The organism is Streptomyces sp. NPDC012769 (assembly GCF_042901205.1).
Lineage (GTDB): Bacteria > Actinomycetota > Actinomycetes > Streptomycetales > Streptomycetaceae > Streptomyces.
This window is the reverse complement of record NZ_JBIBCP010000003.1, coordinates 384,394-403,831: the sequence shown is the minus strand read 5'-3', so window position 1 is coordinate 403,831 and position 19,438 is coordinate 384,394. Positions and strand designations below refer to the sequence as shown.

Below are 19,438 nucleotides of genomic sequence, written 5' to 3'. Positions count from 1 at the left end.
CGCCGGGTTCGGCGGCGGAGGCCGTGCCGGATGGAACGGAGGGAACGGAGGGAACGGAGGGAACGGAGGCGACGGAGGCGACGGATGCGACGGTGGCGTTCGGGTCGGTCATGGGTTCGGACCCTACTCGGCGACGGTCGGGCCGCCCAGCGCTTTAAGGGGGTCGTCCAGGACGGGCTGCCAGGCGAGTTCGGCCGCGCCGACCAGGCTGTTGTGGTCGAGGGTGCACGGCAGGATCGGTACGCCGCCGCTGCGGCCCCACAGGCTGCGGTCGGCGACCACGGCCCGCAGGCGGTCGGGGTCGGCGCCCAGGAGCTCGCGGTGCAGGCCGCCGAGGATGATCCGGTCCGGGTTGAGGATGTTGACGAGGCCGGCCAGACCGAGGCCGAGCCGGTCGATCAGCTCCTCGGTCGCGGCCCGCACTCCGGGGTCGTCACGGTGGTCGCGCAGCAGGTCGCGGGCCTGCTGGAGGAGGGAGACCTCGGGGCCGGGGTCGCGGCCGGCGACGGTGAGGAAGGCGAGCGGATCGGTCTCCACGTCCAGGCAGCCGCGGGAGCCGCAGTGACAGGGGCGGCCCTCCGGGTTGACGGTGAGGTGGCCGACCTCCAGGGCGAGGCCCGAACTGCCGGTGTGCAGACGGCCGTCGAGGACGAGCGCGCCGCCGACGCCGCGGTGGCCGGTGGCCACGCAGAGCAGGTCCTTGGCCCCGCGCCCGGCGCCGTGGCGGTGCTCGGCCAGGGCGGCGAGGTTGACGTCGTTCCCGGTGAAGGCGGGGCCCTCGATGCCGGCGGCGCGGACCTGCTCGGCGAAGATCTCGCGGACCGGCGCCCCGGCGGGCCAGGCCAGGTGCAGGGGGTTGAGGGCGGTGCCCTCGGGTTCGGCGACTGCGGAGGGCGCGGCGAGCCCGGCGCCGACGCAGCGGCGTCCGCTGGCGCGCAGCAGCGCGGCCCCGGCCTCGACGACGGCGCCGAGGACCTGCGCGGGGTCGGCGGAGACGGTGACGCAGCCGGGCGCGGTGGCCTCGATGGTGCCGCCGAGGCCGACGAGGGCGGCGCGGAAGCCGTCGGAGTGGACCTGGGCGGCGAGCGCGACGGGGCCCTTCTCGGCGACCGCGAGGCGATGCGAGGGCCGGCCCTGGGAACCGGCGGCGGCGCCGGGGTTGGAGTCGACGCGGATGAGGCCGAGCGCCTCCAGTTCGGCCGCGACGGCTCCGGCGGTGGCGCGGGTCACACCGAGCTCCGCGGTGAGAACGGCGCGGGTGGGCGCCCTGCCCGTGTGCACCAGTTCCAGCGCGGGGCCGAGGGCACTGCGCCCCCTGTCCAGCCGTGTCCGCGTCGCCGTCGTCGCCTTGCCGTTCATGGGGCCGAGTCTCCCATGATCGCCCCGCCCGGGGACGCCCCTACCCCTCCCCGGCCCCCTCCGGGTCCCCTCCCGCTCCTCTCCGGCTCGCCTCCGGTCGGCTTCCGGACCCGCGGGCCGGATGCTCGGGCCACCCCGGCCCTCTCACCGAGCGTCGGGGCGGCCGACGGGTTGAAACGGTCGGGCGGAGGCCCCTATCCTGAGTTTGTGCCGCTACTAAACAAAGTACGGACGGCCGCATCGGGGGGATCCCGCGGAGACACCGCCTCCCTCTCCCTGACCCGCCTCCGCCTCGCCCTGACCCTGTTCTTCGCGCTCGACGGCTTCCTCTTCGCCGGCTGGGTGGTCCGCATCCCGGCCATCAAGCAGCAGACCGGCGCCTCCGCCGGCGACCTCGGGCTCGCGCTGCTCGGCGTCTCCGCCGGAGCCGTCGTCACCATGACGCTCACCGGACGGCTCTGCCGCCGCTACGGCAGCCATCCCGTCACCGTCGCCACCGCCGTCCTGCTCTCCCTCTCCCTGGCCCTGCCGGCCCTCACCCGCTCCCCACTCTCCCTGGGGCTGGCCCTGCTCGTGTTCGGCGCCGCGTACGGCGGCATCAACGTGGCCATGAACAGTGCCGCCGTCGACCTCGTCACCGCCCTGCGCAGGCCCGTGATGCCGAGCTTCCACGCCGCCTTCAGCCTCGGCGGCATGCTCGGCGCCGGCCTCGGCGGACTCGTCGCCGGGAGCCTGTCGCCCACGGCGCATCTGCTCGGCCTCACCGCGGCCGGACTCCTCCTGACCGCTGTCGCCGGTCCCGTGCTCCTGCGCCACCCCTCCCCCGCCGTACCCGAGTCGCTCCCCGCGGACCCGACGGCCCCTGCGGGAGCGGGCTCCGGGGGCAGCCGCCGGACCGTGCTCGTCTTCGGCGTGATCGCGCTCTGCACGGCGTACGGGGAGGGCGCGCTCGCCGACTGGGGCGCCCTGCACCTGGCGCAGGACCTCCACGCGCACCCGGGCGTTGCGGCCGCCGGATACTCGCTGTTCGCCCTGACCATGACCGCGGGACGCCTCTCGGGAACGGCCCTGCTGGAACGGCTCGGCCAGACCCGCACCCTGGTCGCGGGCGGCCTCACCGCCGCCGCCGGGATGCTGCTCGGGGCGCTCGCCCCGACGGTGTGGGCCGCGCTGCTCGGCTTCGCCGTGACCGGCCTGGGCCTCGCCAACATCTTCCCCGTCGCCGTCGCCCGCGCCGGTGCCCTCGCGGGCCCGAGCGGGGTCGCGACCGCCTCCACCCTCGGCTACGGCGGCATGCTGCTCGGGCCGCCGTCGATCGGCTTCCTCGCCGACTGGTTCTCGCTGCCGGTGGCCCTCACCACCGTCGCCGCCCTCGCCGCCGGTGCGGCCGCGATGGGCTACGCCGCACGGAACAGCCGGGCGGCCGGGCCGAGTTGAGCCGGAGAGGTCCGGGAGCGGTCCGGGAACGGTCCGGGAGCGGCCCCACGACGAGCCGATCGACGCCCGGGCCGGACCGGCCGGGGCGGACCGGCCGGGCCGCAAGACGGCCGGGGCGCGCCGCCTGTCAGGCCGCCGGTCGGAGCGCCGGCTGAAGCGCAACGGCCCCCCGGGGACAGGGGCGTGAGGCGATAATCCCAGGCATGGACAACCTGAGCACCGACGCGCACATCGACGCGCTCGACGCCGCCGGCAAGGCCCTCCTGGACGCCGCGTCGGCGGCCGGACCGGACGCCGAGGTCGCGACCTGCCCGGACTGGCGGGTCCGTGACCTGCTGCGGCACACCACGATGGTCCACCGCTGGGCCACCGCCTTCGTCGTGGAGGGTCACACGTCGTACCACCCCGACGGAGGCGAGACCGACCTCGACGGCGACGCGCTCCTCTCGTACGTCCGCGAAGGGCACGCCCGTCTGGTCGCCGCCCTGCGCGAGGCGCCCGCGGAGCTGGAGTGCTGGACCTTCCTGCCGGCGCCGTCGCCGCTCGCGTTCTGGGCGCGGCGCCAGGCGCACGAGACGACCGTGCACCGGGCCGACGCCGAGTCGGCGCTCGCCGCCGGGCCCGGCCGGGTGGACCCGGCCCTCGCCGCGGACGGCGTCGACGAGCTCCTCCGCGCCTTCCACACCCGCGACCGCAGCCGGGTCCGCGCGCCCGAGCCGCGCACGCTGCGGGTCCGCGCCACCGACACCGGTGACGTCTGGACCGTACGGCTGTCGCCCGAGCCGCCCCGTACCCGCACCGACGCCGAGGGGCCGGCCGACTGCGAGCTGAGCGGCCCCGCCGACCGGCTCTATCTGACGCTGTGGAACCGGCTGCCGCAGGAGGCCGTGACCGTCACCGGCGACGCGTCCCTGGCCCGGCTGTGGCGGGAGAACTCCGCCGTCACCTGGTCGTAGACCCGGTACGCCCCCCGCCGGCCGAGCCCGCTCAGCCCAGCCAGCCGGGACGGACGAGGCCCGACTCGTACGCGAGGACGACGAGTTGGGCCCGGTCGCGGGCGCCGAGCTTCACCATGGTGCGGCTCACGTGCGTCTTCGCGGTGAGCGGGCTGACGACCAGGCGGCGGGCGATCTCCTCGTTGGACAGTCCGATGCCGACGAGGGCCATCACCTCCCGTTCGCGGTCGGTGAGTTCGTCGAGCCCGGCGGCCCGAGCGGGCGGCTTGGAGCGGGCCGCGAACTCCTCGATGAGCCGGCGGGTCACCCCGGGCGAGAGCAGCGCGTCGCCCCGCACCACCGCCCGCAGGGCGCGCAGCAGCTCCTCCGGCTCGGTGTCCTTCACGAGGAAGCCGGAGGCACCGGAGCGGATGGCCTCGAAGACGTACTCGTCGAGTTCGAACGTCGTCAGCATCACGACCCTGACGGCGCCGAGCTCCGGGTCGCCGGTGATCAGGCGGGTGGCGGCGAGACCGTCCAGGCGCGGCATCCGGATGTCCATCAGGACGACGTCCGGGCGCAGTCCCCGCACCCGGGCCACGGCCTCCTCGCCGTCGGCGGCCTCGCCCGCCACCTCGATGTCCGGCTGGGCGTCCAGGAGCGCGCGGAAACCGGCCCGTACGAGCGACTGGTCGTCGGCGAGCAGCACCCTGATCACGGGGCGCGCAGAACTCGCGGGGCTCCCGGAGCTCACGGAATTCGCCGGGTTCACGAAACCGTCGGGGCTCATGGGACTCTCGGGACTCACACAGACTCCTCGGGTCCGACGGGGAGGTGGGCGCGCACCCGGAAGCCGCCGTCCGGCCGGGTGCCCGCCTCGATCGTGCCACCGAGCGCCGCGGCCCGCTCCCGCATTCCGGCGAGTCCGTTGCCGCTGCCGCCCGCGTCGCCGCCGGTGGCCGGTCCCTCGTCGTCGATCCGCAGGTCGAGGGCGCCGGGGCGGTAGGCGAGCACGACCAGCGCCGCGCGCGAACCGGAGTGGCGCACCACGTTGGTCAGCGCCTCCTGCACGATCCGGAAGGCGGCGAGCTCCGTGCCGGGCGGAAGGCGCCTGCGTCGGCCCTCGGTCTGTGTGCGGACGGCGAGTCCCGCGGCGGCGGCCTGCTCGACCAGCTCGGGCAGGCGGTCGAGGCCGGGCGCCGGGGCGCGGGGCGCGTCGCCGGGGGCGCGGAGGGTGTCGAGCACCTGCCGCACCTCGCCCAGGGCCTCCTTGCTGGCCGCCTTGATGGTGGTGAGGGCGCTGCGGGCCTGGCCGGGGTCGGAGTCGAGCAGGGCGAGGCCGACGCCGGCCTGCACGTTGATCACGGAGAGGGAGTGGGCGAGGACGTCGTGGAGCTCGCGGGCGATCCGCAGGCGCTCCGCGTCGGCGCGGCGGCGCTCGGCGGCGGCCCGCTCGGCGCGTTCCCGCGCCCACTGCTCGCGGCGGACCCTGGCGAGTTCGGAGGCGGCGAGGATCGCCACGACGAAGGCGGCGACCGGCAGCTCCTGCCCCCAGGGGGCGGGGCCGTCGCCGTCGGGCGGCAGATACCCGTAGAGCCAGTGCGCCGCGACCACATGTCCGGCCCACAGCAGCCCGAGCGCCCACCAGGCGGCCCGGCGGTGCCCGTGGACGACGGCGGCGAAGCAGGCGAGGGCGACGGTGACGAAGACGGGACCGTACGGGTAGCCCGCGGCCAGGTACGCCAGCGTCACCGCCGACACCCCGAACACCACGGGCACGGGGTGACGGTGGCGCAGGAGCAGCAGCGCGGCCCCGAGGAGGAGCAGGACCCGCCCCAGGCCGTCGAGCGCCACGCGATCGAGCTGGCCGCGCCCGGCGAAGCCCGTACCGACGGACACGAAGACGGCGACCGCCAGCGTGGACCGCCATGGCAGCCCGCCCGGGGTCCCCTCGGCACCGCCTCCGAGCCCGCCTCCGAACCGGGCCTCGACTCCGCGCACGGCGGCCCGCCCCCACGGCCCGCCGTGCCAGGGGCCACGGGGGCCGGTGGCCGGGGTACCGGTCGGCTGTTCGTCCATGCGGCCACGCTAGACGGGCTCATGGGGCCGGAGCGTCCGCCGGGCGGGGTGGTCACCCGTACTCCCCGGGGAGTACGGCGGCGACCCGACCTCGATCGCGGTGTCGGGGCCTCGGGCCCCGTGTCAGGGCCTCGGGAGGAGGCCGGTCTCGCGGCCGAGGCGTTCGGCGGCGGTGGCGAAGAAGGCGTCGCGGTCCTCGACGATCCGGTTGAACTGGCCGAAGACCTCGAAGGAGATCAGGCCGAAGAGCTGGGCCCAGACGAAGACGAGGGCGACGGCGAGGGCGGGCGGGAGATCGGGGGCCAGGTCGGCGGCGAGCCGTTCCGCCTCGGGGTGCAGGGTGGCCGGGAGCGGGGGCAGCGCGATGCCCTGGTCGCGGTAGGCGGCGCGGGCGATGGACACGAGGAGGAGACCGACGCGGGAGGCGGGCGCGACGGTGTCCTGGGGGGCGTTGTAGCCGGGGACCGGGGAGCCGTAGATGAGCGCGTACTCATGGGGGTGCTCGACGGCCCAGGCGCGGACGGCGCGGCAGACGGCGGTCCACCGGGCGAGGTGATCGCGGGGGGCCGCGGCCTCGGCGGCGGCGTGGGCCCGTTCGGCCGCGGCGCCGACGGCGTCGTAGGCGTCGATGATGAGCGCGGTCAGCAGGTCGTCGCGGCTGGGGAAGTAGCGGTAGAGCGCCGAGGAGACCATGCCGAGCTCGCGGGCGACGGCGCGCAGGGAGAGCTTGGCGGCGCCCTCGGCGGCGAGCTGGCGGCGGGCCTCGTCCTTGATGGCGGCGGTGATCTCGATCCGGGCGCGGGCGCGGGCTCCTTGAACGGTGGTCATGGAGAGCAGTCTGCCACGGTTCGGAGCACCGCACCGAAAAGAGAGCACTGCTCTTGCTTGTGAGCGGCGCCCCGTGCACACTGTCCTCAAGCGAGAGCAGTGCTCACACTTCAGAGCAGCGCTCCACTCTCTTCTCTCAGGGAGATCCTCGATGACCGCCACGCAGCAGCCGGCCCCCTCCGCACATGTCCTCAAGCCCGGCTGGTTCACGATCAACGTCGTCAACCGGGCGGTCGCCTGGATGACCCGCCGGGGCATCAGCGTCTGGGGCTCCCGCGTCCTCGCCGTACGCGGCCGCAAGAGCGGCGAATGGCGCCGCACCCCCGTCAACGTGCTGACGGTGGACAGCGTCCAGTACCTGATCGCCCCGCGCGGCCACGTCCAGTGGACCCACAACATGCGGGCGGCGGGCGGTGGCGAGCTGCACCTCGGCAGGCACGTGCAGCCGTTCACCGCCGTCGAGATCGCGGACGACGACAAGCCCGCGCTGCTGCGGGCCTACCTCGTGCGCTGGAAGGCCGAGGTCGGCGTCTTCTTCAAGGGCGTCGGCCCGGACTCCACCGACGCGGAGCTGCGTGCCGTCGCGCCCCGGTACCCCGTCTTCCGGATCACCCCCACCCCTCACGTCACCTCCGCCCCGAACGCGTGAGGGCGGTACGGAGAACCTCCGCACCGCCCGATCGAGCCTGGTCAGGCCCCGACAACACGTACTAGGACGCCTCCGGCACGTTCCCCTCGGCGGGCCGATCCGCGTCCGCCACCCCGTCCTCCGTCCGCGGCGCCACACCCCGTCCCGCCGGTCCGACGCCCGCCGAGGTGTCCATCCGGCGGTCGAGCAGGTCGAGGGCGCGGTGCGCCAGACCGTTGCCCCGGACCAGGCCGGCCAGCGTCGTCGCGCCGCGCGTGATGTCCGTGAACGCCCGCCACGCGGGCCGCAGTCCGGTGATCGCCGCGTGCAGCAGTCCCGGGCGCCGCTCGAACACGGCGAGCATCCGCCGGCCCACGGCCATCTCCACGCCCAGCCCGGCCTTGATGGCGAAGGCGTAGTTGAGCGCCTGCCGGCGCGCGTCCACCGCGTCGCCCGCCTCGGCGATCCGGACCGCCCACTCCCCCGCGAGCCGTCCCGAGCGCAGCGCGAACGAGATGCCCTCGCGCGTCCACGGCTCGAGAAGGCCGGCCGCGTCGCCGCAGACCAGGACCCGGCCGCGGGACAGCGGCGAGTCGTCGGTGCGGCAACGGGTCAGATGTCCCGAGGAGATCGCCGGCTCGAAGCCCGCGAGGCCGAGCCGCGCGACGAAGTCCTCCAGATAGCGCTTGGTGGCGGCGCCCTCGCCGCGCGCCGAGATGACACCGACGGTCAGCGTGTCGCCCTTGGGGAACACCCAGCCGTAACTGCCCGGCAGCGGCCCCCAGTCGATGAGGACGCGGCCCTTCCAGTCCTCGGCCACCGACGGCGGAACCGGGATCTCCGCCTCCAGACCGAGGTCGACCTGGCCGAGCTTCACACCGACGTGCGCGCCTATCCGGCTCGCGCTGCCGTCGGCGCCGACCACGGCGCGGGCGAACACGGTCTCGCCGTCGGCGAGGACGACGGCGACGGTCCGGCGGTCCGGCACGGCCGGGCCGTGCTGTTCGACGCGCGTGACGGTGACGCCGGTGCGCAGCTCGGCGCCCGCCTTCTGGGCGTGCTCGACCAGCCGGGCGTCGAACTCGGGCCGGTTGATGAGGCCGAACAGCATGCGGCGGGAGCGGCGGGTGCGCGCGAAGCGGCCTTCGAGGGAGAAGGTGACGGCGTGCACCCGGTCCTGCAGGGGCAGTTCGAAGCCGGGCGGCAGCGCGTCGCGCGAGGGCCCGATGATGCCGCCGCCGCAGGTCTTGTAGCGGGGCAGCTCGGCCTTCTCCAGGAGCAGCACCCGGCGTCCGGCGACGGCCGCCGCGTACGCCGCGGAGGCGCCGGCGGGCCCCGCGCCCACCACGACCACGTCCCAGACGGTGCGGTCCTCGTCCGGGTCCACCGCCCCCGCGCCCGCTCCGGCCGCTCCGGTCGCGCCCGTCTCCGCCGCTCCGGCGTCTGCGTTCTCGCTGCTCACGATGTGCTTCTGCTCCTGATCCGACCGGTGGTTCCTGCTCTGCACGCATCCTACGGCTCGGTAGCGGGGCCCGGCCGTGTCGCCCTGCGCCGTAGGATCGGCCATGCGTTCGCCGTACAACCGATACACGGCGTCGTCCTGACAACGTCGCACCCACCAGGAGCGTGCCCATGACCGCGAATCCGATCGCCGAGACCGTCGCATCCCTGATGCCCCGCGCGAAGGCGGAGCTGACGGAGCTGGTGGCCTTCCAGTCGGTCGCGGACGAGGCCGTCGCTCCGCGCAGCGAGTGCGAGGCCGCCGCGAACTGGGTGGCGGACGCGCTGCGCGCCGAGGGCTTCGAGGACGTGGCGCTGCTCGACACCCCGGACGGTTCGCAGTCGGTGTACGGCGTGCTGCCCGGCCCGGCCGGCGCGCCGACCGTCCTGCTCTACGCGCACTACGACGTGCAGCCGATGCTGGTCGAGTCGGCGTGGGTGACGCCGCCGTTCCAGCTGACCGAGCGGGAGGACGGACGCTGGTACGGGCGCGGCGCGGCCGACTGCAAGGGCGGCTTCATCATGCACCTGCTGGCGCTGCGCGCCCTGAAGGCGAACGGCGGGGTGCCGGTCACGGTCAAGATGATCGTGGAGGGCTCCGAGGAGCAGGGCACGGGCGGTCTCGAGCGGTACGCGGAGGCGCACCCCGAGCTCCTCGCGGCGGACGCGATCGTCATCGGCGACGCGGGCAACTTCCGGGTCGGGCTGCCCACCGTGACGGCGACGCTGCGCGGCATGACGATGATCCGGGTCACCATCGACACGCTCCAGGGCAACCTGCACTCGGGGCAGTTCGGCGGGGCCGCGCCGGACGCGCTGGCGGCGCTGATCCGCGTACTGGACTCGCTGCGGGCGGAGGACGGTTCGACCGTCATCGACGGGCTGCCGGCGGACGCGGTGTGGGAGGGCCTGCAGTACCCGGAGGCCGACTTCCGCAGGGACGCGAAGGTGCTGGACGGGGTGGAGCTGCCGGGCAACGGCACGGTCGCCGACCGCATCTGGGCGCGGCCGGCCGTGACGGTCATCGGCATCGACTGCCACCCGGTGGCGGGCGCGACGCCGTCGATCCCGGCGACGGCCCGCGCGCAGATCAGCCTGCGCGTGCCGCCCGGCCAGGACGCGGCGAAGGCGACGGAGCTGCTGTACGCGCACATCGAGAAGCACACGCCGTGGAACGCGCGGGTCAGCCTGGAGCAGGTCGGCCAGGGCCAGGCGTTCCAGGCGGACACGTCCAGCCCGGCGTACGTCTCGATGGCGGAGGCGATGAAGGTCGCGTACCCGGGCGAGGAGATGCAGACGGCGGGCATGGGCGGCTCGATCCCGCTGTGCAACACGCTGGCGACGCTGTACCCGGAGTCGGAGATCCTGCTGATCGGCCTGAGCGAGCCGGACGCGCAGATCCACGCGGTGAACGAGTCGGTCTCGCCGCAGGAGCTGGAGCGGCTGTCGGTGGCGGAGGCCCACTTCCTGCTGAACTACGCGCGCTCGAAGGCCTGATGCCGCCGCGGTCACGCTCTGGGCGGAACTCGCCCAGAGCGTAGACCGGGCCCGGGGTCGGTGCCGTGGACGTACGTTCGCGGCATGGACCTCGTAGAGATCACTCCTCGCCTGCACATGCTCCGCTTCCCGATCGGCCAGGCGTATCTGTGGCGCGACGGCGCGGAGGACGGCACCGGGGGCGACACCGAACTGACCCTGATCGACGCCGGTTGGGCGGGCTCGGCCGACGCGATCGAGTCGGGGCTGCGCGGGGCGGGCCTCGATCCGTCCCGCATCCGACGGATCGTGCTCACCCACTGCCACCGTGACCACGTGGGCGCGGCGCGGGAGATCGCGGACCGCTTCGGCGCCGAGATCCTGGCGCACGCCCTGGAAGCGCCGGTGATCCGGGGCGAACTCCCGGTCCCCGAACCGGTTCTGCTCGACTGGGAGCTGCCGCTGTACGCGCACGGCCTCGCCATCCCCGAGGCCCCGCCGACCCGGGTGGACCGGGAGGTCGCGGACGGCGAGGCGCTCGGCTTCGGCGACGGCGCGGTGGCCCTCCACACCCCCGGCCACACCCCCGGCTCCCTCGCGGTCCATCTTCCGCGCCACGGCGTCCTGTTCACCGGCGACACGGTGGCGTCGGTCCCGGACGTGATGTTCGGCGTCTTCCACGTGGACCGCGCCGAGGCCCTGGCCTCGATGCGCCGGCTGGCCGGACTCCGCCCGTCGGTGCTGTGCTGCGGGCACGGCGAACCGGTGACGGCCGACACGGCGGAGCGGCTGACGAAGGCGTCGGCTCAAGGGGAGGGACCCGCCTGAGAAGAGGTGTCAGGCGAGCGGACGCCTTCGCCGCGGGAGCGGGCGGGGGCGGGACGGACGGCCCGTCAGCCCACCGGGACGCCCGCCTCCAGGTTCAGGACCGTGCCGCGTTCACGGGCGCGCAGGGCCCACCGGAGGCGGTGGTAGCGGACCGGGGGCAGCAGGTCGGCGGCCTCCTCCTCGGTGACGAAGCGCCAGGCGCGGAGCTCGGCGCCGGGCAGCAGGAGGCGGTCGGCGTCGGCGGCGGGGAGGAGGCCGCCGTCGAAGAGGAGGCGCAGTCCGCCGTAGCCGGGGGGCTGGGGGCGTTCCCAGTCGACGAGGAGCAGCCGGGGGACGGTGTCGAGTTGGAGGCCGATCTCCTCGGCGACCTCCCGCATGCCGGCGCGGGCGGGCGGCTCGCCGCGTTCGACGACGCCGCCGGGGAACTCCCAGCCGGGCTTGTAGGTGGGGTCGACGAGCAGGAAGCGGTCCTGTTCGTCGAAGAGGAGCACGCCGGCGGCCAGGGTCTCGCCGGTGGGTTCGGGGGTCTGGACGATGCCGCAGGGCGCCGCGTGGCCGGCCGTGACGGCGTCGGCGACCGCCCGGGCAGTCTCGGCGGCCGTGAGCGCGGAGTTGTCGACGGCGTACGCGTCGGCGGAGAGCCAGCCGTCGAGCGCGGCGCGGTACGGGTCGATGTGGTCGAGACACCAGCGGCGGGCGCGGTCGACGGCCTCGGCCGCGGTCTCGCCGCCCTGAGGGGTGCCGGCACCGGTCTGTTGCGGGTCCGTGTCGCCGGCGAAGGCGGCACGGCTGTCTATCCGGCCACGCAGGATCGTTTCGTCGGGAGTGAGCACCACATGCCGCACCTCGATCCTCCGGGCGGCGAGCCCCCCGAAGATCTCGTCGCGGTACTCCTGGCGGAGCAGCGTCATCGGCACGACGAGCACTCCGCCCACCTCGGCGAGCAGCGCGGCGGCGGTGTCCACGACCATACGGCGCCAGATCGGCAGGTCCTGGAAGTCGCTCACCTCCGCGAGACGTTTCCGCGGGAGCATCAGGCCGATCGCGCCGCCGGTGAGCTCCGGGTCGTACAACGTGCTGTTCGGGATCAGATCGACCAGCTCGCGCGCGGTGCTGGACTTCCCCGCGCCGAACGCACCGTTGATCCAGACGATCACGATTCCCCCTCTTCGGTTGGCCCCAGTGGACTGCCCGCACCACCCTGCCACGGAAACCCCCCGGGGGAACCGCGCTCCCGTGCCCCGGCGTAACACTTCACGAGGGACCGTCGTTGGAAACGGCGAGCACGAGGGGGTGCGGAGATGGACCGTACGGTTTTGGAGCGTTTTCCGGCCGGTGGGCCGCGGGGCAGCTGGCCGGCGGAGGAGTTCGCCAACGCGCGCCGCGAGGAGGGCCTGCCCGCGCGCGTGGTCATGGATCTGGCGACCGACACCTTCCTGGTGATCGTGGAACAGCGCTCCCCGGAGTCGGTACGGGGCTGAGGCCACGGACAGGGAGGCGCACGCGCACACGGGCGCGGCCCGCTTCCGCGCCGCGGCGGGCGGGCACGGCGCCGACGCCCGCCGGGCTCGGCCCGTCAGGCTCGGCCGGCCGCGCTCTCCGGAAGCGCCGCGGCGGCCGCGCCCAGCAGACCCGCGTCCGTGCCGGTGAGCGCGGGGACCACGGTGAGTCCCCGCACGAAGGAGAGCGTGGCGTACGAGCGGAGGCTGCGCCGCAGCGGCGCGAAGAGGACCTCGCCCGCGCCGGCCACTCCCCCGCCGACCACGGCGATGTCGACCTCGACGAGCGTGGCGGTGGCGGCGATCCCGGCCGCGAGGGCCCGCGCGGCGCGGTCGAAGGAGGCGACGGCCACGGGGTCGCCCGCCCGGGCGGCGGCTGCCACCGCCGCGGCGGAGGTGTCGCCGTCGGGTCCTGGGCGCCAGCCCTCGTCCAGGGCGCGGCGGGCGATGTGCGGGCCGCTGGCGATCCGTTCGACACAGCCCCGCCCTCCGCAGGCGCACGGGTCACCGTCGAGGTCCACGCTGATGTGGCCGATGTGACCGGCGTTGCCGGTGGGGCCCGGGTGAATGCGTCCGTCCAGGACGAGCCCGCCGCCGACGCCCGTGGAGACGACGAGGCACAGCGCGTTGTCGTGGCCGCGCGCCGCGCCCCGCCAGTGCTCGGCCGCCGTCATGGCGACGCCGTCGCCGACGAGGGTGACGGGCCGTCCGCCGGTCGCCCGGCGCACCCGCTCGACGAGGGGAAAGGCGCGCCAGCCGGGCACGTTGACCGGGCTCACGGTGCCCGCCGATGCGTCGACCGGACCGGCGCTGCCGATGCCGACGGCCGTCGCCGACTCCCAGAGCGGCGCGGCGGACAGCTCGTCGAGGACGGCCGCCACGGCCCGCATCACCGTCTCGCCGTCCTCCCTCGCCGGGGTGGGCCGCTGGGCCCGGACGCGGATCCTGCCGTCACCGTCGACCAGCGCTCCGGCGATCTTGGTGCCGCCGATGTCGAGGGCGACGACGAGGTCAGTGCGCATGGGCTCCGTGTCTCCGTGGGGGCAGTGGGTGTGACCTACAGTCTTCCCGGCTCTGACAACGTTGTCCAGGCCCTATGCTCGACAGCAACGAGATCGAGACCGGGAGCCCGGCCCCAGGCCGCGACCGAGATCGGGACCGATGACCCCGCACACGACGGAGGAACCGCGCACCGTGGCCGACATCGCCCGCCGCCCCGAGCACCGTTACGGCAATCGGCCCACGATGAAGGACGTCGCCGCCCGGGCCGGCGTGGGCCTCAAGACCGTCTCGCGGGTCGTCAACGGCGAGGCCGGTGTCACCCCCGACACCGAACGCCGCGTCCAGGAGGCCATCGACGCCCTCGGCTTCCGCCGCAACGACAGCGCACGGGTGCTGCGCAAGGGACGCACGGCGTCGGTCGGGCTGGTCCTGGAGGACCTGGCCGACCCCTTCTACGGTCCGCTCAGCCGCGCCGTCGAGGAGGTCGCCCGGGCGCACGGCGCGCTGCTCATCAACGGCTCCAGCGCGGAGGACCCGGACCGGGAGCAGGAGCTGGCGCTCGCGCTGTGCGCGCGGCGCGTGGACGGACTCATCGTCATTCCGGCGGGCACCGACCACCGTTATCTGGAGCCGGAGATCCGGGCCGGTGTGGCCACCGTCTTCGTCGACCGCCCGGCCGGCGGGATCGACGCGGACGTGGTGCTCTCGGACAGCTTCGGCGGCGCCCGGACGGGCGTGGCGCACCTGATCGCGCACGGCCACCGCCGGATCGGTTTCATCGGCGACCGGCCGCGCATCCACACCGCGACGGAGCGGCTGCGCGGTTACCGCGCGGCCATGGCGGACGCGGGCCTCGACGTGGCCGACGCGTGGGTGTCGCTCGGGACGACCGACCCGGAGCGGGTGGCGGAGGCGGTCGCGGCGATGCTGTCCGGGCCCGAGCCGGTGACGGCGCTCTTCGCGGGCAACAACCGGGTGACGGTCACCGCCGTACGGGTCCTCGCGGAGCGCGGACGGCCGGTGGCCCTCGTCGGCTTCGACGACATCGAGCTCGCCGACCTGCTCGGCATCACCGTGATCGCGCAGGACGCGGCGGCGCTCGGACGAACCGCGGCGGAACGGCTCTTCCGGCGCCTCGACGGGGTTGAGGAGGCACCGGCGACGGTGGTCCTGGAGACGCGCCTGATCGCCCGCGGCTCGGGCGAGATCCCGCCGCCGCCCCCCGCCTGACGGCCGCGCGGTTCGGCGCCCCGCCCGTCCGCCGACGGCCGTCGGCCGGGGTCAGCAGACGGGCAGGCCCGGCACCGGCTGGTCGTTGTCGCCGCCCTTGATGTAGACGACGCTGAAGTACACGCCGGTGTTGCCGCTGTCGTCGTCGGTCCTGGCCCACCAGACGTTGGTCCACTGGCCGTACGTCTCGCGGCGGCCGAGGTCGGCCTGGCAGTAGAAGTAGTTCGTGCCGGCGTTCAGGACGCCCATCTGGCCACCGCCGTGGCTGTACGTCTTCTCGGTGCGCCACACCTGGCAGTCGTACTTCCCGCCGCCCTTGGGGAAGCAGACGGGCGCGGGCGTCGTACCCGTACCGCCTCCGCCACCGCCCGTCGTGGTCGAGCCCCCGGTCGCCCCGCCGCTGCCGCCGGTGCTCCCGCCCGTCGTCGTACCGCCGGACGCGCCGCCCGGGACGGGGGCCTTCGTCGTCCTCGCCGAGGGCGACGGGGAGGCGGACTTCCTCGCGCCTTCGCCTTCCTTCGAGGGCGTGGCCGAGGGGGTCGGGGTGCCGGTCGCGGTCCCGTCCGCTCCCGGTGCGCCCGGGTCGAGCACGCGTCCCTGGTCGGCATCGGGGCCCACCGGCGACCGCCCGTCGGCCAGCTGCTCCTGCTGCGTACCGCCGTCCCGTCCGATCAGCGCGTACGTCACGCCACCGCCGACCAGCAGGACGGCGGCCACGGCGGCGGCGACCAGCACCCCGGAGCGGCGCCGCCCGGCACGGCCGGCCTGCCGGGTCGGGACGGTGGTCCCGCCCGGCACTCCGTACGGCGCGGCCGCCGGCCCTCCGGACGACTGCCACTGCGGGCCGCCGCTGGTCGGCCCCGTGCCCTGCCCGCCGGGCGCGTCGTAGGGGGTCGGCCCGCCGAATCCGGACGGGGTTCCCGGGCCGGCGGTGGGGCCGCCCGCCATGCCGTACGGGCTCGGGCCGCCCGTCCCGTACGCGCTCACCGGACCGGCGGGCGTCGGCGCCGTCGGCCGGGCGCCCTCGCCGAACGGATTCCCCGGGGTGCCCGCGCCGCCCTCCGGCCGGAGCGGTACGGCGCCGGGCTCGGTCGGCACCCACAGGTGCGGGGGGCTCGCGTGCGGGGTGCTCGCGGTGGGCGGTGCGCCGCCGTGCCACGCGGACGGCTCGCCCGGCGGCGTGCCGGGTCCGGCCGTCGGAGGGGCCGCGGGCTCCTGGCCGTCGGCCACCGCCCTCAGCAGGCGCGCCGCCGTCCGCGCGTCGGGGCGCTGTGCCGGGTCCTTGTGCATGAGCTGCCGGAGGACCGGGATGAGCGGGCCCGCGTTGCGGGGTTCGGGCAGCGGCTCGACGACGATGGCGTTCAGCGTCGACCAGGTGGAGGTGCGGCGGAACGGCGAGGCGCCCTCCACGGCCGCGTACAGGGTCGCGCCGAGCGCCCAGACGTCCGAGGCGGGACCGGGCTGCTGTCCCTGGGCGCGCTCGGGCGCCAGGTAGTCGATCGAGCCGACGATCTCGCCGCTGCGCGTCAGATGCGTGGCGGAACCGTCGTCGGGGTCCTCCATCGCGGCGATGCCGAAGTCGGTGAGGACGACCCGGCCTCCCCGGTCGAGCAGGACGTTGCCCGGCTTCACGTCGCGGTGCAGCACGCCGACGTCGTGGGCGGCGGCCAGGGCCTCCAGGACGGCGGCGCCGATCTTCGCGACCTCGCGCGGCGGGAGGGTGCCGCGCTCGCCGAGGACTCCGTCGAGCGAGGGGCCGTCGACGAGCTCCATCACGATGACGGGCCGGCCCTCGTGGTCGGTCACGTCGTGGACGGCGACCACTCCGGGGTGGCGGACGCGCGCCGCGGCCCGCGCCTCGCGCTGCATCCGCAGCCGCAGGCCGTCGAGTTCCGGCCCGGACGCGTCGTTGTAGGTGCGCAGTTCCTTGACGGCCACCTCGCGTCCGAGGACCTCGTCGACCGCGCGCCAGACGACTCCCATGCCGCCGCGCCCGAGTTGCCGCACGACCCGATAGCGGCCGGCAAGCCGCTCGTACTCCCCCGAAGACACCCGTGCCCCGTTCCCTGTCCGGCTGCTGTGAACGCGTACAGGGTACGGGGCGGAGGCGGCGGCCCCGCGCGGGCCTTCGCCGCTGCGGGCCTGGCCGCTACTGGTTCGTCGCGGTGAGGTCGCCGCGGCGCGGGGCGGCGAAGCGGTCGAGGTCGGCGCGGGTGAGGCCGGTGAGGGCGTCGACCTCGGCGGTGTCGAGGGCGCCGCAGTCGATGCCGCGCAGCAGGTAGGAGCTGAGGGCCTTGGCGGTGGCGGGCTCGTCCATGACGTCGCCGCCGGCGTGGTTGGCGTACGCGGACAGGCGCTTGGCGGCGGCCTGGAAACCCTCGCGGTAGAAGGCGAAGACGGCGGCGTAGCGGGTGGGGATGTGGCCGGGGTGCATGTCCCAGCCCTGGTAGTAGGCGCGGGCCAGGGCGCGGCGGGTGAGGCCGTAGTGCAGCTTCCAGGCCTCGTGGACGTGGGCGGTGGGGCCGACGGGGAGGACGTTGGTGGAGCCGTCGGAGACGCGTACGCCGGTGCCGGCGGCGGCGACCTGCATGATCGCCTTGGCGTGGTCGGCGGCGGGGTGGTCGCTGGCCTGGTAGGCGGCGGAGACGCCGAGGCAGGCGCTGTAGTCGAAGGTGCCGTAGTGCAGGCCGGTGGCGCGGCCCTCGGCGGCGTCGATCATGCGGGCGACGGTGGCGGTGCCGTCGGCGGCGAGGATGGCCTGGCTGGTCTCGATCTGGATCTCGAAGCCGAGGCGGCCGGCGTCGAGGCCGTGGGCCTTCTCGAAGGCTTCGAGGAGGCGGACGAAGGCGGTGACCTGCTCGGGGTAGGTGACCTTGGGGAGGGTGAGGACGAGCCCGTCGGGCAGGCCGCCGTTCTCCATGAGGCCGGTGAGGAAGACGTCGGTGGTGCGGATGCCGCGGTCGCGTACGGCGGCCTCCATGCACTTCATGCGGATGCCCATGTACGGGGCGGCGCTGAGGTCCGCGTACGCGTCGGTGATGATCCGGGCGGCGCGGGCGGCGTCGTGGTCCTCGTCGGAGCCGGCGTAGCCGTCCTCGAAGTCGACGCGGAGGTCCTCGATGGGCTCGCGCTCCAGCTTGGCGCGGACGCGGCCGTAGACGTCCTCGGCGAGGTCGTCGGCGAGGCCGAGGACGGCGGCGAAGGTGGCGGCGTCGGGGGCGTGCTCGTCGAGGGCGGCGAGGGCCTGGTCGCCCCAGGAGCGGATGGTTCCGGCGTCGAAGACGTTGCCGGGCACGTAGACGGTGTGGACGGGCTGACGGGTGCCGGGGTCACCCGGGTAACGACGGTCCAGCTCGGCGTCGACGCTGGCGAGGGAGGCGCTGATGCCCTCGCTGACCGCGCCCGCGAGGCTCGTCGACACCTTCTCCTGCTGACCCATCCCACATCCTCCTGTTTTCCGCTGCACGGAATCAACAATCCGTATGGCGAAGTTAGTAGTCCGTCGGGACCTGCGTCAATGGTTGTCCGAAACGGCCCGGGGCCGCACGGCGAGAGTTCGCCGTGCGGCCCCGGGACCGACAGAACCGCTGGTCAGCCGTTGGTCATCAGCCCTTGCGGGTCTTGACCTCTTCGGTCAGCGTCGGAACGACGTCGAAGAGGTCGCCCACCACGCCGTAGTCGACGAGGTCGAAGATCGGGGCCTCGGCGTCCTTGTTGATGGCGACGATGGTCTTCGAGGTCTGCATGCCGGCGCGGTGCTGGATGGCACCGGAGATGCCCGCCGCGATGTACAGCTGCGGCGAGACCGACTTGCCGGTCTGGCCGACCTGGTTGGAGTGCGGGTACCAGCCGGCGTCGACGGCGGCGCGCGAGGCGCCGACGGCCGCGCCGAGGGAGTCGGCGAGCGCCTCGATGATCGCGAAGTTCTCGGCACCGTTGACACCACGGCCACCGGAGACCACGATCGCGGCCTCGGTGAGCTCCGGACGGCCGGTCGACTCGCGCGGGGTGCGGGCGGTGATCTTGGTGCCGGTGGCCTTCTCCGAGAAGGAGACGGCGAGGGCCTCGACGGCGCCGGCGGCCGGGGCGGCCTCGACCGGGGCCGAGTTCGGCTTCACGGTGATGACCGGGGTGCCCTTGGAGACACGGGACTTGGTCGTGTACGAGGCGGCGAACGCGGACTGCGTCGCGACCGGGCCCTCGTCACCGGCCTCCAGGTCCACGGCGTCGGTGATGATGCCGGAACCGATGCGCACGGCCAGGCGGGCGGCGATCTCCTTGCCCTCGGCGGAGGACGGGACGAGCACGGCGGCCGGGGACACGGCCTCGTACGCGGCCTGGAGGGCCTCCACCTTCGGGACGACGAGGTAGTCGGCGAACTCGGCGGCGTCGGCGGTGAGGACCTTGACGGCACCGTGCTCGGCGAGGACGGCGGCGGTGTCGGCGGCACCGTTGCCGAGGGCGACGGCGACCGGCTCGCCCAGGCGGCGGGCCAGCGTCAGCAGCTCCAGCGTGGGCTTGCGGACGGCTCCGTCGACGTGGTCGACGTAGACGAGAATCTCAGCCATGGGACTTCAATCTCCTGCGAACGAAAAAGGGGGCGGTCTGGTGGCTCTGCGCGAGCCCGCCGGTCCCGG

General features: G+C 74.9%; 17 protein-coding genes. 7 read left to right on the top strand and 10 right to left on the bottom strand.

Going from position 1 to position 19,438, the window contains the following annotated elements; genetic code table 11:
* Nucleotides 1–123: 123 nt before the first annotated feature.
* Nucleotides 124–1,359 (bottom strand): ROK family protein, encoded by a 1,236-nt coding sequence (locus ACFY7C_RS17070; RefSeq protein ID WP_389650466.1) that lies wholly within the window; start codon nt 1,357–1,359, stop codon nt 124–126.
* A gap of 207 nt (nt 1,360–1,566) precedes the next feature.
* Between ACFY7C_RS17070 and ACFY7C_RS17065 the strand changes: the two genes are divergently transcribed.
* Nucleotides 1,567–2,796, top strand: coding sequence for an MFS transporter (locus ACFY7C_RS17065; RefSeq protein WP_389650463.1), 1,230 nt, complete (start codon nt 1,567–1,569; stop codon nt 2,794–2,796).
* A gap of 212 nt (nt 2,797–3,008) precedes the next feature.
* Complete coding sequence (locus ACFY7C_RS17060; RefSeq protein ID WP_389652694.1) at nt 3,009–3,752, top strand: maleylpyruvate isomerase family mycothiol-dependent enzyme; 744 nt, start codon at nt 3,009–3,011, stop codon at nt 3,750–3,752.
* A gap of 31 nt (nt 3,753–3,783) precedes the next feature.
* Here ACFY7C_RS17060 and ACFY7C_RS17055 read toward each other — a convergent pair whose 3' ends face one another.
* From ACFY7C_RS17055 to ACFY7C_RS17045, 3 genes are all read right to left on the bottom strand, one after another.
* On the bottom strand, nt 3,784–4,449 hold the full coding sequence (locus ACFY7C_RS17055) for a response regulator (RefSeq protein WP_389650460.1): 666 nt from the start codon (nt 4,447–4,449) through the stop codon (nt 3,784–3,786).
* Between the two features lie 86 nt (nt 4,450–4,535).
* On the bottom strand, nt 4,536–5,810 hold the full coding sequence (locus ACFY7C_RS17050) for a sensor histidine kinase (protein WP_389650458.1): 1,275 nt from the start codon (nt 5,808–5,810) through the stop codon (nt 4,536–4,538).
* A gap of 123 nt (nt 5,811–5,933) precedes the next feature.
* On the bottom strand, nt 5,934–6,638 hold the full coding sequence (locus ACFY7C_RS17045) for a TetR/AcrR family transcriptional regulator (RefSeq protein ID WP_389650455.1): 705 nt from the start codon (nt 6,636–6,638) through the stop codon (nt 5,934–5,936).
* Nucleotides 6,639–6,789: 151 nt separating this feature from the next.
* On the opposite strand from ACFY7C_RS17045, the gene ACFY7C_RS17040 reads away from it, so the two are divergent.
* The gene (locus tag ACFY7C_RS17040) at nt 6,790–7,287 is read left to right on the top strand and encodes a nitroreductase family deazaflavin-dependent oxidoreductase (RefSeq protein WP_389650452.1); all 498 of its coding nucleotides are present in this window, start codon (nt 6,790–6,792) and stop codon (nt 7,285–7,287) included.
* Nucleotides 7,288–7,348: 61 nt separating this feature from the next.
* Here the strand turns inward: ACFY7C_RS17040 and ACFY7C_RS17035 are convergent, their stop codons facing one another.
* Entirely contained in the window at nt 7,349–8,728 is a 1,380-nt protein-coding gene (locus ACFY7C_RS17035; RefSeq protein WP_389650449.1) for a geranylgeranyl reductase family protein, read from the bottom strand.
* A 170-nt stretch (nt 8,729–8,898) separates the two neighbouring features.
* Between ACFY7C_RS17035 and ACFY7C_RS17030 the strand changes: the two genes are divergently transcribed.
* Both ACFY7C_RS17030 and ACFY7C_RS17025 read left to right on the top strand, forming a co-directional pair.
* Nucleotides 8,899–10,263 (top strand): dipeptidase, encoded by a 1,365-nt coding sequence (locus ACFY7C_RS17030; RefSeq protein WP_389650446.1) that lies wholly within the window; start codon nt 8,899–8,901, stop codon nt 10,261–10,263.
* An 84-nt stretch (nt 10,264–10,347) separates the two neighbouring features.
* Nucleotides 10,348–11,070, top strand: coding sequence for an MBL fold metallo-hydrolase (locus ACFY7C_RS17025; RefSeq protein ID WP_389650443.1), 723 nt, complete (start codon nt 10,348–10,350; stop codon nt 11,068–11,070).
* A 65-nt stretch (nt 11,071–11,135) separates the two neighbouring features.
* Here the strand turns inward: ACFY7C_RS17025 and ACFY7C_RS17020 are convergent, their stop codons facing one another.
* Nucleotides 11,136–12,227 carry an NUDIX domain-containing protein gene (locus ACFY7C_RS17020; RefSeq protein WP_389650441.1) on the bottom strand — a complete coding sequence of 364 codons (1,092 nt, stop codon included), beginning with the start codon at nt 12,225–12,227 and terminating at the stop codon, nt 11,136–11,138.
* 144 nt (nt 12,228–12,371) lie between these two features.
* On the opposite strand from ACFY7C_RS17020, the gene ACFY7C_RS17015 reads away from it, so the two are divergent.
* Nucleotides 12,372–12,551 (top strand): hypothetical protein, encoded by a 180-nt coding sequence (locus tag ACFY7C_RS17015; protein ID WP_389650438.1) that lies wholly within the window; start codon nt 12,372–12,374, stop codon nt 12,549–12,551.
* 95 nt (nt 12,552–12,646) lie between these two features.
* Here ACFY7C_RS17015 and ACFY7C_RS17010 read toward each other — a convergent pair whose 3' ends face one another.
* Entirely contained in the window at nt 12,647–13,591 is a 945-nt protein-coding gene (locus tag ACFY7C_RS17010; protein ID WP_389650435.1) for an ROK family protein, read from the bottom strand.
* Nucleotides 13,592–13,763: 172 nt separating this feature from the next.
* Between ACFY7C_RS17010 and ACFY7C_RS17005 the strand changes: the two genes are divergently transcribed.
* Nucleotides 13,764–14,801: a LacI family DNA-binding transcriptional regulator gene (locus ACFY7C_RS17005; protein WP_389652691.1), complete on the top strand. Its 1,038-nt coding sequence runs from the start codon at nt 13,764–13,766 to the stop codon at nt 14,799–14,801.
* Nucleotides 14,802–14,852: 51 nt separating this feature from the next.
* On the opposite strand, the gene ACFY7C_RS17000 is transcribed toward ACFY7C_RS17005, so the two are convergent.
* The 3 genes from ACFY7C_RS17000 to ACFY7C_RS16990 form a co-directional block, all read right to left on the bottom strand.
* Nucleotides 14,853–16,853, bottom strand: coding sequence for a protein kinase (locus ACFY7C_RS17000; RefSeq protein WP_389650432.1), 2,001 nt, complete (start codon nt 16,851–16,853; stop codon nt 14,853–14,855).
* 97 nt (nt 16,854–16,950) lie between these two features.
* Nucleotides 16,951–18,240, bottom strand: coding sequence for a DUF6986 family protein (locus ACFY7C_RS16995; RefSeq protein WP_389650429.1), 1,290 nt, complete (start codon nt 18,238–18,240; stop codon nt 16,951–16,953).
* A 166-nt stretch (nt 18,241–18,406) separates the two neighbouring features.
* Nucleotides 18,407–19,369: an electron transfer flavoprotein subunit alpha/FixB family protein gene (locus tag ACFY7C_RS16990; RefSeq protein ID WP_389650427.1), complete on the bottom strand. Its 963-nt coding sequence runs from the start codon at nt 19,367–19,369 to the stop codon at nt 18,407–18,409.
* Nucleotides 19,370–19,438 lie beyond the last annotated feature (69 nt).

Bases quoted from the DNA above. Each gene is read 5' to 3' on its own strand.
- ACFY7C_RS17045 (WP_389650455.1), bottom strand. From the start codon at position 6,638: ATGACCACCGTTCAAGGAGCCCGCGCCCGCGCCCGGATCGAGATCACC.
- ACFY7C_RS16995 (WP_389650429.1), bottom strand. From the start codon at position 18,240: ATGGGTCAGCAGGAGAAGGTGTCGACGAGCCTCGCGGGCGCGGTCAGC.
- ACFY7C_RS17050 (WP_389650458.1), bottom strand. From the start codon at position 5,810: ATGGACGAACAGCCGACCGGTACCCCGGCCACCGGCCCCCGTGGCCCC.
- ACFY7C_RS17010 (WP_389650435.1), bottom strand. From the start codon at position 13,591: ATGCGCACTGACCTCGTCGTCGCCCTCGACATCGGCGGCACCAAGATC.
- ACFY7C_RS17040 (WP_389650452.1), top strand. From the start codon at position 6,790: ATGACCGCCACGCAGCAGCCGGCCCCCTCCGCACATGTCCTCAAGCCC.
- ACFY7C_RS17015 (WP_389650438.1), top strand. From the start codon at position 12,372: ATGGACCGTACGGTTTTGGAGCGTTTTCCGGCCGGTGGGCCGCGGGGC.
- ACFY7C_RS17025 (WP_389650443.1), top strand. From the start codon at position 10,348: ATGGACCTCGTAGAGATCACTCCTCGCCTGCACATGCTCCGCTTCCCG.
- ACFY7C_RS16990 (WP_389650427.1), bottom strand. From the start codon at position 19,369: ATGGCTGAGATTCTCGTCTACGTCGACCACGTCGACGGAGCCGTCCGC.
- ACFY7C_RS17070 (WP_389650466.1), bottom strand. From the start codon at position 1,359: ATGAACGGCAAGGCGACGACGGCGACGCGGACACGGCTGGACAGGGGG.
- ACFY7C_RS17030 (WP_389650446.1), top strand. From the start codon at position 8,899: ATGACCGCGAATCCGATCGCCGAGACCGTCGCATCCCTGATGCCCCGC.